10 protein-coding genes are annotated in these 17,793 nt (G+C 26.4%); 7 read left to right on the forward strand and 3 right to left on the reverse strand.

Annotated features, from left to right (window positions below):
• Window positions 1-149 precede the first annotated feature (149 nt).
• The 7 genes from JXZ92_RS04090 (at window position 150) to JXZ92_RS00845 (ending at window position 14,322) form a co-directional block, all read left to right on the forward strand.
• Entirely contained in the window at window positions 150-5,546 is a 5,397-nt protein-coding gene (locus JXZ92_RS04090) for a PDxFFG protein (RefSeq protein WP_205851892.1), read from the forward strand.
• Between the two features lie 18 nt (window positions 5,547-5,564).
• Window positions 5,565-8,609: an ABC transporter substrate-binding protein gene (locus JXZ92_RS04095; protein ID WP_205851893.1), complete on the forward strand. Its 3,045-nt coding sequence runs from the start codon at window positions 5,565-5,567 to the stop codon at window positions 8,607-8,609.
• Window positions 8,609-9,667: an ABC transporter permease gene (locus JXZ92_RS00825; RefSeq protein WP_205851894.1), complete on the forward strand. Its 1,059-nt coding sequence runs from the start codon at window positions 8,609-8,611 to the stop codon at window positions 9,665-9,667. Before JXZ92_RS04095 ends, JXZ92_RS00825 begins: the two co-directional genes overlap by 1 nt.
• Window positions 9,668-9,669: 2 nt before the next feature.
• A complete protein-coding gene (locus JXZ92_RS00830) occupies window positions 9,670-10,701 on the forward strand; it encodes an ABC transporter permease (protein ID WP_205851895.1) in 1,032 nt (343 codons plus the stop codon).
• A 6-nt stretch (window positions 10,702-10,707) separates the two neighbouring features.
• Window positions 10,708-12,093 (forward strand): ABC transporter ATP-binding protein, encoded by a 1,386-nt coding sequence (locus JXZ92_RS00835; RefSeq protein WP_308699349.1) that lies wholly within the window; start codon window positions 10,708-10,710, stop codon window positions 12,091-12,093.
• Window positions 12,093-13,409 carry an ABC transporter ATP-binding protein gene (locus tag JXZ92_RS00840; protein WP_205851896.1) on the forward strand — a complete coding sequence of 439 codons (1,317 nt, stop codon included), beginning with the start codon at window positions 12,093-12,095 and terminating at the stop codon, window positions 13,407-13,409. The genes JXZ92_RS00835 and JXZ92_RS00840 overlap by 1 nt, the downstream gene beginning before the upstream one ends.
• Before the next feature lie 148 nt (window positions 13,410-13,557).
• The gene (locus tag JXZ92_RS00845; RefSeq protein ID WP_205851897.1) at window positions 13,558-14,322 is read left to right on the forward strand and encodes a hypothetical protein; all 765 of its coding nucleotides are present in this window, start codon (window positions 13,558-13,560) and stop codon (window positions 14,320-14,322) included.
• Window positions 14,323-14,368: 46 nt separating this feature from the next.
• Here the strand turns inward: JXZ92_RS00845 and JXZ92_RS00850 are convergent, their stop codons facing one another.
• The 3 genes from JXZ92_RS00850 to JXZ92_RS00860 all read right to left on the reverse strand — a co-directional run bounded on the left by JXZ92_RS00850 (window position 14,369) and on the right by JXZ92_RS00860 (window position 17,787).
• Complete coding sequence (locus tag JXZ92_RS00850; RefSeq protein WP_205851898.1) at window positions 14,369-15,598, reverse strand: hypothetical protein; 1,230 nt, start codon at window positions 15,596-15,598, stop codon at window positions 14,369-14,371.
• A 252-nt stretch (window positions 15,599-15,850) separates the two neighbouring features.
• A complete protein-coding gene (locus JXZ92_RS00855) occupies window positions 15,851-16,822 on the reverse strand; it encodes a bifunctional oligoribonuclease/PAP phosphatase NrnA (RefSeq protein WP_205851899.1) in 972 nt (323 codons plus the stop codon).
• Complete coding sequence (locus tag JXZ92_RS00860; RefSeq protein ID WP_205851900.1) at window positions 16,822-17,787, reverse strand: bifunctional oligoribonuclease/PAP phosphatase NrnA; 966 nt, start codon at window positions 17,785-17,787, stop codon at window positions 16,822-16,824. The genes JXZ92_RS00855 and JXZ92_RS00860 overlap by 1 nt, the downstream gene beginning before the upstream one ends.
• Window positions 17,788-17,793 lie beyond the last annotated feature (6 nt).

The raw sequence follows: 17,793 nt of genomic DNA on the forward strand, positions 1-17,793 counted from the left end.
ACTTTTTACAAAAATACCTATTATAATATGCTTATTTTTTTATAATTTATACATTAAATGATATAATAAAAAACATATTAAATTATTCACTAATATTGCATTTATGCAATAAAATAAACAGCAAAATAGCATTCTCAAAAGAGGTGAAAATGAAAAAAAGAAGACTAAATTTAAAATCTAAAATACTACTGTCATTTGGAATAATTGGAATTGGTTCAGCAATTAGCATTGCGTCAATGTTTTCGTACGCTAATAATTCTGACGAAGTAAATGGTTCATACTCATACATAAGCTCAAAAGAGTTAAAAAATGACTATTCAGCAATATATGATGAAAATAAAAATTTAAAACCCGAAATAGTAATTTTGGATCCGCTAAAGAAAAATATAGTGGCTAAATCAAATGAAAATCAAACATTGTTTTGATTCACAAACGAAGCTAACACAAAATATGGTTTTGATGACTTTTATAACGAATATTTTGAAAAATATAAAGAATCATTTATATTGGAAGTTAAATACGGTTCATTTAGTTTTTATGATGAATATGTATTAGCAGTAAAACCACGAAAGTTCGTTCAATTTACAAAATGATTTATCAACAACGTCTCATGAGGTCCAGACTTACTTACACTCGAGAGTTTTAGAATAGTTCCCGGAGTAGAAGAAAATGGTAATGCAATAACTTTAGGATCTCATTCAACCATACATAAAGAAGTTAGTGAAATCAAATTCTTTCCAGATGCTTTTTTTGGTTCTATGCCTATATATTCAATTAAATCTGGTCCAGGTAATGCGTCAGATTCTTTAACATATTCATTATTTAAAGAGTTGACAACTAAACAAAATGTTGACGAATATTTAAAGTCTATTCCCGAAGCTTCGGCAATTAAAAATTCAAAATTGCAAAATGGAAATGATACATTTTTATCCTTAATAGGACCAAAAAGATTAATAGGTAAAAGATTTCTAGTTTATAATCCTAAGAATTTAGGTTCAAATAATTCAAGTAAATTTGTTGTTTTACCATTTGAATATACCGAAAAACAATTTAATAACGATTTTAACTCTAACTCCTTTGATTCTGAGTTGCATTTTAATGATTTTCAAGAAGCTACGATAGAAGATATTGTTACTTCAAAAGATAGAAACCAAAATAATAAACTTTTTCTAAATATTACTTTTAATTTCGGCAATAGAAAAGAAACAATCAATTTAAATGAAGATATGAATAATAAAAACTTCGAAGTAACATATCAAACATTTGAAAGCGCTATTTCAAACTCGTTAATTCACTTTTTAGATTTCTATGATGTTAAGATGTATGAAAATAAAAAAATTATCAAATTTATTGATTCACAAAAAAATATTTATTTTTTCTCTTCAAAAATTGAAGCATATAATAAACTAAAAGAATTTAAAGATTTAAATAATATTAAAGAAGAAGATAGAAATTCTTTAAAAGAATTTATCGTAAATAAAATTGATGTCAAAAATGGGATAATTACCTTTTCATTAAATGATTCGAATAATAACATCGAAAAAATAACGTTTAATTCAAAATCAATAAGTGATGAATATCTTCAAAACTTGAACAAACAATACAAGAACAAAAATATAAATAAAATAAATTATGAAAAATTAAAAAATAATTACTTTAAGTTAAAAAACGAATTTAATAACTTAAAATTTGCGCTTAAATACAATGGAGCAATTACACCTAGATCTCTAACTGCAGGTCCTGAAGATGTCTCATTATTAGATAAAAACGGAAAGCCTATAGGTGGTTTAGAAAGCAGAAGGTACCAAGTATATAATGATGTATATTCAGACTTAATCGACAAAGTCATTGAAAAATATCCTCAATTATTAAAAACACAAAATGGTCCGCATATAGTTAAAAAACTAAATGATAAAGGATATTATGAATATCAATTAGAGGATGGTGAATATCAAGGATTTTCAGAAAGCGACAGAATTGGTATTCCTCTTATTTTAGGGGCATCATTTGATGATTTTCAAGGTATTTCAACTGACTTTTTAAAATATGTTGCAACTCACGAATATGGACATCATTTTACTTTAGACCAATCTCAAGCATTAAACGAAAAAGGTAACGCTGTTATTGTTGGTGGTTTATCAACTAGAGGCGGTTTAAACGAATCATCATACTACTCAATAGAAGCTTTAAAAAATTATCTTTATGCTAGAACTCATTTAGATGTTTCAAGAGTGAATGCACTTGGTACAAATGCCGAAAAAGGAGCTTTCTTTAAATTTATTTTCGGAAAAAAACAAGATGATGGAACATATAAATACGAAGAAAAAGAGACAGAAAATCAAATATGAGGAAATAAAAATAATGGTGAAAACATATATAAAACTCTTGAGAACCCTGAAAGAAGATTTTTACAAGATTTTGAAGGATTACAAAATGCTTCTAAAATAAGAAAAAATGACTTAGGTGATTTATTTATAGCCAATTCATTCGATGAAAATTCCGGTACATTAAATCCGTATATTACAGGAAAAGCAAAAGCTTTTAAAAACAAAAATGATCAACAACCAAATAATACTTATGAAGAAATTAGTATTTTAAAAATAGCAAAAGATTTGAAAGATGGGTTAGGTAATAATTACTTAGATTTTATGACAATCAATAATGATGATTCCATAAACTTGAGAATAGTCGAATTAACCCAAAAAAACAACCAAATAATTGCAACAAAAATTAATTTATTCAACGAAGACGGCACTCCTTTAATAAATGTTAAATTAAACGAACCTCTAGATCAAGAAAGCATTTGATTTATTAACGAAAAAACTAGAATTATTCAAAGAAGTATATTGAATTCTATTATCTCAAATTACAGTGAAACTGGTTGAAATAACGAGGAAACATTTTTGGGTGGAGAAATTAAATCTTATTTTAAAACATTATTCGGTTATAAAGATGATAGCGGCTTATATAATTCAATTAAATATAGAAATAACTTAATCGAAATAAATCCACAAACAAACGGGTATAGACCAGATTCAGGAAGAAAATCCTTTGAATATACTTCAATAAATGAAGGGCAAAACAATGCAAAAACTTTAATTCAATACATTATAACTTCAAATAATTTAAGTAACGCTAGAGTCTCACAAGGACTAGTAGGGAATATTTTGGCGTATGTTAAAGATAACAAAATTACTAAATCATATTCATTCCCTTACGTTAATGATTCAAACTTTTTATCTAGTCAATTCGGTTATATAAATGCATTAAATACTTACAAAGATCAATTTGGTATATCACAAATATCAGGTTTTATTCAAACAAATCCTATTTTTACACTTTTAAGAACAGGCACAGGCCTTTTAACAACAGGAAATAATCAAACAAATCCTGTTATACTTTTTACTAACTCACAAAATAAAGTAGCAACTAGCCAAGAAATATTAGACGCATTAAGAAATCAAAATAATGAAAAATTATATGAATTAACTAATAAATTAATTTTTAACACTCAAAAAAAAGATTCTACACAATTGTTATATAATTCGTTCTCGACTAATCAAAATAAAGTTACAATCAACGATGTAGAAACAATTTCGTTTGATTCTTTTGAAAAACTATGAGAATTTAGTTCCATCGATTATTCAAAAGCACAATTAGAAAGTGTGACAATAAACGATAAAGGTATCGAAGAAAGTCATTTTAATTGAAATATTGATTATGTTAAAACTAAATTTGATTTAAATACATTTAAAAATAAAATTTCTAGTTCCGAAAACGACCCTCTTAAAAATATTATTTCAACATATAGCGAACAACAACTTGCTAATATAGCAATGTTTAGATTTAGACATTCAAATTATTTTATGGCTGTTAAAGATTTTAATCCGATTAATAATTTAATTGAAAATCAAGCTATTTTCTCAAAAGAATATGGAATTGTAATTTCAAACAATAACTTTAGAGAAGGTTTAACTTTCAATAAGCAAGATCCTCATTTTATTGATAATGAATCTAAATTTAGCATTAATGATATTCAAGACGCACTAAAAAAATATGTTAAAAAAATTCTTAACACAAATGAAGATGATCAAAATATATATAATTCGATAAATTCTCAAGACTTATATAAATTTATTGGTAATTTAATTATTTGAGAAGGGAATGGTTCATATCAAAGTTATGCGCTTAATCAAGTTCTTTTCGTTAATTTCTTAAACGGAGAGCCAACTAGCGATGTTATAAATTATAATCTTTCTAGAGTTGAAGCTTTATTAAGCGATAAATTTACCGACTATGTCTACAATTTAGCAGAAACACTAACTAGAGATTATGTTCAAACTACTTATGTGCCAAACTATAAGGATTTTGAGAACCTACCTAAATATCTAAAAGGTTTAAATGAAGCTACTTCAGGATTGGATTATATTGTTGACTCAACAGAATTATCTGTTTGAAATGATAAAAAAAATAATCAAGAAAACATTAATAACGGTGTATTAGAGGCAGTAAGAGCCCTAAAATATAGAGAAATTAACAAAAAAACTGCACAAATAAATTCTAAATATCAAGATGATTTAAATCAAAAACATTTAAATATATTAAAAATTCAAAATCAAATTAAACAAATTCAAAATGAAATCGAACAAATTAAACAAAATGATGATTTAACAGACGTACAAGTTCAAAAAATAAAAGAATTAAGTGAGCAAAACGATTCAAACGAGAACAAATTAAGCGTACTTAGAAAAGAATTTTCAGATATTTTGAACAAACTTAACAACGAAATATCAAATATTAAAAAAACTGCATTAGGCGACTTCTCAAATGAGAATATTATTTCAAGTAACGAACAAAGAAATTCTTCATATTTTGGTCAATTTTCCGTCAAAAGTAATGGTTTCTTTAAAGATAGATGACAAAAAACAAAAATTGGAATGGAATTGTATGATGATAATGGTGAAGAAATAATCGATAACACAATAAGATTAAAAGATTTTAATGGACAAAAAATTAACTCAAGAGCAAGAGCGTTTTTCATATCACAATTATTAAATTATGGTATAGGAAAAAGAAATGTATCTGGTATTTTTAGAAACAAAAGAAAAGACGCATTGGCCTTGTATGGTTATTTAGATAATCAAACTGCTTCAAAAATTGATAGAATACAATTTATAGACAAAGAAACTGGTGAAGCTAGAACTTTAAAAGTTAATATAAAAGATACTAATAACATTTTTTACCTAACAAAACAAGGTGATTCAAATTCAAAACGCACTTTAAATGATGAAGGATATTCGACTTGAATTTCGGATTATGCTCTTATGGGTAAATATCGTGATACTTTACTAAAACCAAAACATCAATATTACGCTTACTTTATAGATTCTGAAGGTAAAAAAGTTTCGAACATAAACCTAGGAGATCTTGAATATATAGCAGAAAATGGTAAAACATTCGATCAAGCATCGATCAAGTTAATTAAAGAAGAAAATACAAACGAAACATTAATATCTGTAGATTACCAATTTAATATCACAGGATAATAAATAAGAAGGAGAAAAATGAAAAATAAAAAAATTAAAAAATCAATTTTTTATTTAGGAAGCATAATTTCTTTCGGTTCGATAACTGCCATTGTTTCTTGCTCAATGCAAAATAATGATAATGAACAAATAAATAAAAATAATTTAATAAATTATGATTTTGGACTTACAGCAGAACCAATTAATAATTTAAATTACATTAAATACAAGTCAATTGACAAAATACTTCCTTCATTAGTTGATTCTTATTTAAAAACAGGTCCTAACACAACCTTAAAAAGCGTTATCACTACAAATAAATTTAATTTTGTTATGGTGGACTCTTCTAACACAATCGACGTAGACGGAAACATATCTTCTAAATACTCTGATTTCATAAAAAACAATAAAAACTCTTTGGAAGAAGAAAGTGGTTTTGGTAGAGTTCAAGGTACTTGATATAGCATTGATGAATTTCAAATAGTCGGAGGGTTAGGTTCTGCAACTGTAGGTGACCCACGTACAAATGCAACATTATATGGTTTTAGAAATCCTAAAAACTCTAATAATTTTATGGCAATTACAGGAAGAGTAAATGCAAAAAGAAATCGTTGAAGCAATAATGATTTTGTTACAGCAAATGACATTAGAGATTATTTAGAATACATTTTAGACTTAAATACAGGCTCACAAAAGCTTGATGAAATAAAAAAATACGGAATTAGAGGAACAGATAGATTTATTGAAGCACAAAAAAATTACATCCAAAAGTTTAATAAATCATATTTAAATCCATGAGGAAGAAGAAAATATATTTTGGATAAATCTTCAAATACATACATCCAAGATCCAAACCAAAATATATGACAACCACAAGTTTTTAATGACAAAAATGAACCTTTAGATTTAAAAGAAGTTGAAGAAATTAAAAATGCATCATTAGATTTTGGGTTTTATACAGGTCAATTATTTTTAGATTATACAAATGAAGAAATTTCAGAAAATTTAATATATAACATCCATCAAGAAAATCAAAAAAATAATTTTGATTTAAATAAAGAAATTCAAGATTTTAAATTTATGGATAAAAACACAAATACTTTAATAACAAAGAAAATTATTAAAAATCCATTTGTTAATCCTGACCAAATTTTTAACCTTGAAGGAGAATCTATTTTAGCTAAAATAAAAAGTATTAGTTCGGACGAAAACTCGTTTTCAATGATATTTGATGAAAATAAAACACCAAGTTTAAACTTTTTATTATCAAATATTTTAAACGGATTATTCCCGGTTAATAGAAAATATATCGAAACAATTGCAGGCGGAATTGATAAATACGGCTCTGATACAAATATTTTTTTAACATCAGGACCGTTCTTAATGGATAGAAACAACATTTTGCTCGGCCCACAAGGATATATTAATTTAGTGAAAAATAATGATTATTTTGATGCTGATAATACAATTTCTAATAAAATTAAAATTTATTTATCTACTGATAAAAATACTAATTCAACATTATTTGAGGACGGTTTCGTTTCACAAACATATATACCTGCCAATAAAATTAATGAATATTGAACAAATCCAGAATATAAAGATTATTTAAACAAAAATCAAGGCTACGGTACAATTGGTTTTGGTTTCAATTTAGATAGCGAAACTAACGGTGAAAGTTATTTGAATGATCAAGATTTAAGAAATGCAATTTATTACGCAATCGATAGAGAAAAAATATTAAAAATGGTTGGTTGGGACTTTTCATTCCCTGTAAGCACATGGACTGCTTATGGACAATATAAAACTTTTGACGGTAAAAACATCGAAAACTACTTTAGTGACTTAAGTATGAATACTAAACCAGATGCTAATGGCGAAGGATCTAAGGAAATGTCATTGCAAAACTATGATTTTGTAGTACACCTAGCTAAAGGTTTTACATTTGAAAAAACAAGAAGAAGCGATATTGCCCACAATGAAACAGTTGCAAAAATTTATCTTGAAAGATTTAAGAAAAAATATCCTAACTTAAAAGATGTAACATTAAGATTTTTAAATAACTCAACTGATGAGCAAAAAAAAGCTGGTACTTTTTTATCAACCGAACTAAATAGAGTTTTCGATGGTTTTATTAAGATTGAAAACAAGAGCTTACCAGAAAATGCATTTGCTTCTTGAATTGAAGAAGGTAAATATGACATAATTTATCAAAATTACGATAAATTAGGTGGAAACGGTGCGCAAGACTACGTATCAGTTTTCTTTAAACCTGATGAAGTAGATTCTTCAATACAAAAAAGAATAGCTTTCAAAGATAATCCTGTAGGTTCATTTACTTACTCAACATATATTAGCCAATTAGTTTTAGATAAACTTAATATTAATAAAGGAGAATTATTAAAAAATTTATTAAATGAACTTTTTAATTTTGCCACAAAACAATCTCAATTTAAAAATGAATTTAATAAAATTAAAAAATCCCAAAAGTTTGTAGATGTATCTTCTTTAGCAACAAAATTAAGTAATGATTTTAAAGATTCATCTTTTAGCAATCAATTATTAAAATACGCTTTTGAGTTTTTATTAATTAACAATCCAAAAATTAAAAATAATAGATTAAACCATCTTGCAGAATTATTTATTTTTGAAAAATACGGAGTAAATGGAATTGAAAAATTAACATTAGACACTAAAAAAAGACTAAACATACAACAGTCGTTAAAAGATAAATCTGATACATCATCAATTGATTTTTGATCTAAATTTATCGAATTATCTTTCCTTAAAAAGGATGAAACATTTGCGCAATATACAGATCGTTTAAATGCATTCTTTTCGGCCAATTTCACAAACGAAGAAGTAAAACAAAAATGAACCCAAGAATATGTTTACGTTTTCATTGGAGAACTTGAAAAAATAGTTAGAGACTCAGCACCTGTTATACCTCTTATGGAAGTTGATACTAATTGAGAAATAACAAGAATCGGTGGAGTTGATTCACTTTTTAGATTTAGTTTGCAATATGCCTACGATTTTACAAGACCACCTAGACCAGGATTACCAAGAAAGAGAGGACAATAATGAAATTCAAAAAAGAGATAAGAGATAAAAAAACTTATTTTGTTGATTCAAATAAAATATTTTTTACCAATAAAAGAATTAATGACTCAACTTTAAAAGAAAAAATATTTACTATAAACTCACCATTTCTAAATTCAATCATTAGATTTATTAAAATAATGTTAGAATTTTTCGTAATAGGATTGATAGTTATAACAATTACATTCTTCTTAATAAATCTTGTCCCTGGTTCAAATTCAATTACTAGTGGTCTAAGTGATGAAACTGCTAGAAAAGTTAAAGAAGCTCAGTACGGATTAAATTTACCACTTATACAAAGGTACGGATTATACTTAAAAGGATTATTTAGAGGAGAATTTGGAATTTCACTTTCTCTTTTTCCGGAAAGAGAAATCAATAGTTTTATATGAGAACGTTTTTATAAATCATTTTTAGTTGGAATTTTTTCAGTATTACTAACAGTAGTTATTGGAATTAGTTTAGGTATTTGAGTAGGTAAAAATCCGGGTGGATTAGTTGATAATATTTCAACAATTTTAGTAAGTATATTTTCGTCAGTTCCGTCTATTATTTTCGCTTTAATCTTGGTATTTTTAGGAAGGTTAATGAATATTCCTTATATATTTGATGTAGATAATTTTGCAAGTTATATATTGCCTGGTTTGGCATTATCGTTAGGAAGTATTATTGTATATATTAAGTATATTAGAACAGAATTGAATCGTGAACTTAATTCTGTTCATGCTAAATTTGCATATTTAAAAGGATTAAGTAAAACCAAATTTGTTTGAAAACATGCTCTTAAACCTTCTTTATTCCCGATAGCCACATTCTTTCCGGCCGTTATTTTCGGTAGTTTTATTGGTTCTATTTTCATTGAGCAAATATTTTTTATACCAGGTTCTGGAGCAACCTTATTGCAAGCTATTCAAACAAAAGATTACAATGTTATACTATTTTTAATAGTTATGTTTACACTTTTAACAATATTATCATATGCGACAAGAGATATGCTATACGAAGTAATTGACCCACGTGTAAGAAGAAAAGGAGCATAAAAATGACAAGTAAACTTAATACATTTATTAAAAAATATGCCGATAAAATTCGTTCAAGAAATGATGTTGGCGAATCTAATAATTTAAAAGGTAATATTGCTCCCAATCCATTTTTACAACCTTTTCAATATCAAGCATGAAAAATAGTTGGTAAAACATTTGATTATCATGCGGATAAGGAACTTAAAGAAGAAACAAAAATATTTAAAGAGTTTGTTTTTAGATATTCAAAAAACTTCTCAGGTGTATTTGGTTTTATTTTATTAATTACAATAATCGTTTTAGCATTAATTATGCCCTTTACAACATTTGATCCTAATTTAACTGATGTTAATAATCTAAATTTAACTTTTGATCAGTATGATTCAAACAATGTATATCACTTTTTTGGTACCGATGATATTGGACGTGATTATTGAGCAAGGTTATGACATGGATTAAGATATTCTCTTTCATTAGCGTTAGTTGTTACTTTAATAGAAGTAGTAATTGGTTTAACAATAGGTATTATGATGGGTCAATTTGAGAAATTTGATAAAATAATGACTTTTATAATTAAAATTTTATCTGTTGTTCCGACAATAATAATTTTAATATTAATGACAATTGTTATTAGACCAAGTTTTTGAGTTATTGTATTTTCACTCTCATTTACTTCTTGAACAGGAATGGCAAACCAAATTAGAGCACAAGTAAAAAGAGCCAAACATTTTGAATGAGTTTCAGCATCAAAAGTTTTAGGAACTCCCATTTGAAAAATATTAAAAAATTACATACCTGTTATTTTACCAATCTTAATTACTCAGCTAGTATTTACAATACCAGGAGTTATATTATCAGAAACATCATTAGCATTTATTGGTTTAGCAATTGATGATGTTCCTACATTAGGTAACTTAATTTCTGAAGGACAAAAGGTATTCCCGACTTATTTAAGATATGTATTCGTTCCTTCTTCAATTTTAATTTTATTGACAACAAGTGTTCAATTGATTGGCGCAAGTGTTCAAGACGCCTTAAGAAGACAAAGATAGGAAAATATGAAAATAAAATCAAAAAGATATAAAAAACCAAAATTTAAATCAAAAAAAGTTAAAAAAGAAGTTGAATATATTTATATTAGAGAATATGAAGAAATTGAAGAATTAATAACTGAAACACATGAACACATATCTCAAAAACACGATGAAAAAATTAAATATGCTGAACAAAAAACTGAAGCAAACAATAAACTTGAAGAAGAAATAAAAAATAAAGAAAAAAGGAATAAACAAAAAATAAATTTTTGTAATTGATTTAAGAATAAATTACTTCGAAAAAAAGATTTTGATTGGGAAACATTCTATAAAAATGTTGAATATCAAGAATTTAGTGATGGTACTAAATTAAAAATTGCAGCTGAAATTAAGAATATTAATTTATCATTTACAAATCCTGCTCGTCCCGGAGAAAAAAATAAGGTTTTAAGAAACCCTTCGTTAAAAATATATGAAGGTAAAGTGCATGCAATTATTGGAGAATCAGGTTCAGGTAAATCCGTTATAACATCTCTTTTATATGGGTTAACAGGCGATAATGCTGTAATTGATTCGGGAGAAGTAAAACTTTACAATAATAATGTAGAAAAATTTTCTTTTAAAGATTGAGAAAAATCACATTATCGCGGTAGAGTTGTATCAGCCGTTTTCCAAAATCCAATGTCAACTTTAAATCCAACCATGAAAGTTGGAGAACAAATAATAGAAGGTATGCTCGAAAACAAAGTTGTGCCAAATCGTAAAGAAGCATATAAAAGAGCGGTAGAATTTCTAAAATTAACAAAAATTAATGACCTAGAGGCGGTCATGAAATTATACCCACATGAAATGTCGGGAGGTATGATTCAACGTGTTGTTATTGCTGCAATAGTCGCTCTTGAACCAAAAATATTGGTTATGGACGAACCTACAACGGCGCTAGACCCAACAGTTCAAGCACTTGTTTTAGATATAATTAAAGAATTGCAAGAAAAACTTAAATTATCAATTGTATTCATAACTCACGATTTAGGAGTAGTAGCTTCAATTGCTGATTATATTTCAATTATGTACGCCGGACAAATCATTGAAGAAGGTACATCAGATGAAATTTTACATAATCCACAACACCCTTATACATGAGGTTTAATTTTAAGCATGCCTGACTTAAATAAAGGAAAAAGACTTTCTACAATTCCGGGGAGCGTTCCTTCAAGTTTAAATAACATTATTGGTGACGCTTTCGCAGTTAGAAATTCATATGCTCTTGGTAGAGATTTTAGTATCGATCCAGATTTTTACCAAGTAAGCGAAACTCATAAAGTAAAATCTGCATTACAAGATCCGCGAGCACCAAAATATCAACCGCCCACATTAATCCAAAAACTATGAGAGGAATATAAAAAATAATGACTGAGAAAATTTATAAAACTAAAAAATTCCTTTTTGGTGAAAAAAGATTTATTAGAAAACAAACAAAAGGCACTGAGCAAATGCTAGAACCTAATGAAAATCAAGAAATTTTAGCATCACTTAGAAACGTTGATATAAATTACGGGACCGGAACAAAAGAATTTAGAGCAGTTGCAGACTTAAACTTAAATATATATAAAGGCGAAGTTTTAGGATTGGTAGGTGAATCAGGTTCTGGCAAAAGTACTATCGGTAAAGCTCTTGTCGGTTTAGTTCCTTATAACTTTGGAGAAATAAAGCTTTTAGATAAAACCTTACCTAAGAAAATGGGCAGAGGTTTTAAAATGGGTAAATCACTAAAAGAGTATAAAGAAATTGAAAATTTCTTAGTTAATAAAGTTCAAATGATTTTTCAAGATCCTGCAAACTCGTTAAATCCACATGCAAACGTTGAAACGATAGTTTCAGAAGGTTTAACCAATACAAAAAATGCTAAAGAAATATATTTATACAATATAGATCAAGAAAATAAAAAAGAATTTTATTCTCAATTATGTGACATACACCATAAAGATTTTTTTGGAGAATATGAAACTTGATTAGATGAACAAATTTCTAAAAATAATCAAATTGCCTATGAGGCATTTTATGTTGAAACTAATAATAAAGTTAGAAATATTAAAAATGAATATCTAAATAAATTTATGGATAAATATATTGAACAAAGAAATAAATTGAACAAACTAACCGAAAACGATTGTAAAAGATTATTAGTTCGCGATATTTTAAGCTCGGTTGGATTAGATGATTCTGTTTTAAGAAGATATCCACTTGAATTTTCGGGTGGTCAGCAACAAAGAATTGGTATATCAAGAGCAGTTGTTTTACGACCACAACTTTTAGTCGCAGATGAACCTATTTCAGCATTAGATGTTTCAATTCAAGCACAAGTTGTTAATATCTTTAACGAACTTAAAGAAAAATATAATTTAACTATTCTATTTATCGCTCACGATTTACGTATGGTAGAATACATCTCAGATCGTATTGCCGTCATGAATAAAGGAAGATTATTAGAGATTGGTACAACTGATGAAATAATGAATAAATCTTTACATCCTTACACAAAGAGTTTATTGGATGCTGTGCCATCTATTAATGGAAAAAAAGGAAGTTTGATTGGTTATAAATATGACATTAATATGCATAAATACACCGATGATAATCAGCCGCAATGACTTAAAATTAATGATGATCATTTCATTCTAGCAACTGAAGAGGAATTAGATTCCTGAAAAAATAATAATTATTAAACAAAAAGAACGCATTTCAAAGAATTCGTTCTTTTTTGTTTGAAGATAAAACAGAATGATTTATGTACTAGTTTATAAATTCTCAAAAAGAATTTTACGTATATAATATATTAGAAAACTTTAAACTAAAGAAAAGAGAAAGGAAAATATGAAAAAGATTTTTTTAAAAAAATATTACTCATTATTAGCAGTTAGTATCATCCCTGTTTTTGTGACTTCTACAGCATGCGCAAATAACAATTATGACAAAAATAAAACGGATGATAAACTAGACAAAAATATTAATACTGACAAAGAAAACAATAAAAACGAGATATCTGATGATAAAAAGGATAATCCTTCATTAAATAAAGAATCTAATGATAAAATTACAATAGAACAAAAACAAAATAAAAAAATTAGTACTTTTAAAAAATATTTAAATTTAAGCGAAGAAAAAAGAAAAATATACGATAATTTTTTCTTAGGTATGTTCACGTTACCATGAGGAGTAGTTGAAAAAATAGATAAAACATCTGATATATTAGATAATAGTTTAAAACCAAATAATGAAGAAAATAATAAACAAGAAATTGATAAAGAACCATTAAAATATGGAATAACTACAATCTTAAAAACTAAATCAAGTGTAATCTTGAATTTAAGACTAGAAGATGATTCTTCAAAATATGATTTTTGAACATTTCCTACAAAAGAGGAATTTTCACATAGACTTCAAAAAAGTAACAAAAAAAGTAGTAAAACACCTAATAATACAATATGAATAACATTTGATTTAAGTGATTATTTAAATAGGACTGATTCAGAAAATTTAAGATTCTTTTTTTATTATAATATTAATAATGGCGAATATAAAAAATTAGAATTCGATAAAAAGGTAATAATAAAGAACAAAGAAATTGTAATAGAATAAAAAACGCATAGTAATCTATAAAAGATTATTTGCGTTTTTTATTCTATTAAGGTTCAGGGTAATATGCATTTAAACTATAATCTTCTAAAAATTCATTTAAAGAAGAATGGACATTTATAATGTTTTTTATTTTGGAGAATAATTCGTTTTTATTATTCGAATCCACAGTTCATAATGAAGAATCTAATTCACATTCTTTTATTTTTTCGGCTCTTTCAATAATTTCTTTCGCACGAGATTTTAAAGGATGATAAATATTGTAAGTTTCAGAATGTATTTTAGCATATTTAGCTCTTTCGATTAACGATTGCAATGTGGTTAAATTAATATTTTTTATGCTATTATTTAATTCTAATAAACTTAATATTTCAGAAATTTCATTTATATTTCGTTTAACTTTTTCAATATTGCTTAAAATATTAGAATGTTCTAAGTTTGATTCACTTAAATCAAATAATTGTTTTTTAAGTTCATCATTTATTGTTATTTTATTGTCATTTTTAGTTGTTGATATATTTAATTTATCTTTTAGAAGATTATATTTCAGAAATAATTCTTTTTGTACGTTAAGTAAATTAGATCTATACTCAAATTTTATTTTTTCTTTTTGTGTAATTAACTTTTCTTTTAAGTCTTTTAATTCTTTAAAAGTATTTTTAAAGTTTTTTTCTTTTATTTTCATTTTATTAATAAGCTCATTTAATTTTACTAAAGTTTCTTTAGCGTACCCAGAACCTTCAACTTCTTTTATTAAACTATTAATGTCAACGATACATTCGTTTATAGAGTCAATTAATTTGCTTTTTTCAACTCCTTCTCGCATTAATTGTTTAATATTATTAATTGATTTGTCTAATTCATTTTTGTCATTTTCTAAAAGTTGAATGTTTGTATTTTTATTTAAGATACTTTTTTTATGTTTTTGGATAATCGTATATAAATTATTTACATCAATTTGAAATTTTTTTATTTGAATTTGATTTAAGTTTAAAAATTTTTCAGCCTCTTTTACGTGTTGCTCATATGATTTATAATTTATATTTTTATTTTCCATAGTTTTATTTTCTTTGCCAAAAATATCTCTCTCTTTATTTAAGGCAACGTTTGTGTTAATATTATTTTTTTCTTTTCCGTTACCTCCTTTCTGTTTATTGTTTGTAATAATATTTTTTTCTATTTCTTTTTTATCGCTAGAACAGGAAAGAGTTGAAATAGACATAACAACTCCTATGTTAATTGATAAAAAATACTTTAACTTATTTTTTAGTTTTTCCATAGCGCATAAAAGTATAACATAAAATTATTTTTTAAGTAATTTTTAAAAAACATAAAAAAATATTTTCTTTTTCAAATTACACTACTATTTTTATTTTTTGAAAGAAAGTAAGTAAAAAAATCATCTCTTTTTTATCTCAGAAAGTTAAAAATGATATGTAAAAATGCTATATTTTTAAACTTTTTTAAACAAATTATAATGTTAAAAATAAATAAAAAATCGCACAAAATGCGATTTAAATGTGCAATAAAATTATTTTTCTGATAAATATCTCATTACTTCAGCCGCACAATCATCAACAACCTCTTCGACCTGGTCGAATGAGTTTATGATGCATCCTGATGCACGTTCATGACCTCCGCCGCCTCATTTAACGGCTACATTTCTAACGATCGGACCATTTGAACGTAATTCAACTCTAATTCTTCTATCTTCTTCCTCTGTAAATTGAACTCATATCGGGAATCCTTTGATATTAGCGATTGTATTGACTTTAACTGATGATTGAGGGTTTTTACCTAATTTGAGTGTATCTTCAAGAGAATTTTGAATATAAGCAACCCCATCTCTAGTTTTCAAAGTCGATAATAATCATGAATTATATTTTAAATCTTCTAAACTAGTTGTTGCTAAACTTTTATGTATATAATCAGCATCCAAACCAGCCTCATATAATTTTGAAGCCAAATATAAGGTTCTTGCCTTTACGGTACTAAATAAAAATCTACCTGAATCTGTATTTATTCCTAAATAAAGATAATTTGCTGCTTTAGGTGTAATTTTTCAACCGTTCACTACCGCAATTTCTGTAACCATTTCGTCAGCCGCAGAATATGAACTATCGACTCACCTAATTGTATTATCACCTAAATCATCACCGTTAGGATGGTGATCAATTCTTATAATTGTAGGGAATAAATTTTTATCTAAAACTTCTCTAGATTCGATTCTTTCTTTACCATTTGCATCAACTACTACACCTAGTGATTTTGATAAAATTTCATCATCAGGAATTTGATCCATTGTAAAATCTAAAAAATTATAAGTATTTTTACTATCTCCTATTGCGTAAACTTTTTTATCAGGAAAATTTGTTTTAATTAGTTCTTTTAAACCAAATTGTGAACCTAAACAATCACCGTCTGGTCTAATATGATGAAATATAACTATCGAATCATATTTATAAATTTCTTTAGTTACTAGTTCTAAATTACCAACTTTCATTATTTTGCCTCTCATTCAAGTATTAAATCATTAAGTTTTGAAATAACTTCAGGAATTTGTTCAAAACTTTCTAAAGTTAACCCTGCGGCATTGTCGTGACCACCACCATTATATTGTTTTGCGATTTTATTTACAAGTGGCCCGTTAGATCTCAATCTTCCTCTAACCTTACCATCTTCTAATTGAACAAATAAGGCTCAACAAGAATTATTATCAATGTTAGCTAAATCATTAACATATTGTGCAGCTTTAAACGAATCAATGTTAAATTCTTTTAAGAAATCTTCTTCTATGACATAATATAAAACACGTCCTTCTTGCTTAAATTCAGACAAGATACGTCCAGAAATTTTAATATCTAAAAGACTTCTTTTTGAAAGTTCTCTTAAAATTTCTTTTGGATGGAATCCATTTTTCATTAAAAACGAAACTAATTCGTAAGTTCTTTGCGATGTATCTGGATATAAAAATCTACCTGAATCAGTGTTGATTCCTAAATAAATATGTGCAGAAGCCTTTTGAGTAACTTCTCAATTTCCATCATAAGCAATTTTTGCTATCATTTCAGCGGCTGCTACATAATGTTCGTCTATTCATTGATACTCATATTCAATATCAGCATCATTTGGGTGATGATCAATTCTTAGTCTAGCGGTTGTTTTTTTCTCGTAAAGCAATTCAGAACATTCAATTCTATCACCACTAGAAGCATCTACAACAATTGATAAAGAATCATTAAAATCAATTTGATCAATTGGCGTGAATTTATAGTCCATAAATTCAAAAATACCATAATTATTACCAATTGTATAAACATTTTTATCTGGAAAGTTTGTTTTAATTAGTTCAGCGAGCCCATGTTGTGATCCTAAGCAATCACCATCTGGTCTAATATGGTGAAAAATCACTATATTTTTATATTTTTTTATTGCATCAATTGCAACTTGGGAATTTCCTATTTTCATTATTTC

The sequence above is a fragment of the Mycoplasma sp. CSL10137 genome, from assembly GCF_017116845.1.
Lineage (GTDB): Bacteria > Bacillota_I > Bacilli_A > Mycoplasmatales > Metamycoplasmataceae > Mycoplasmopsis.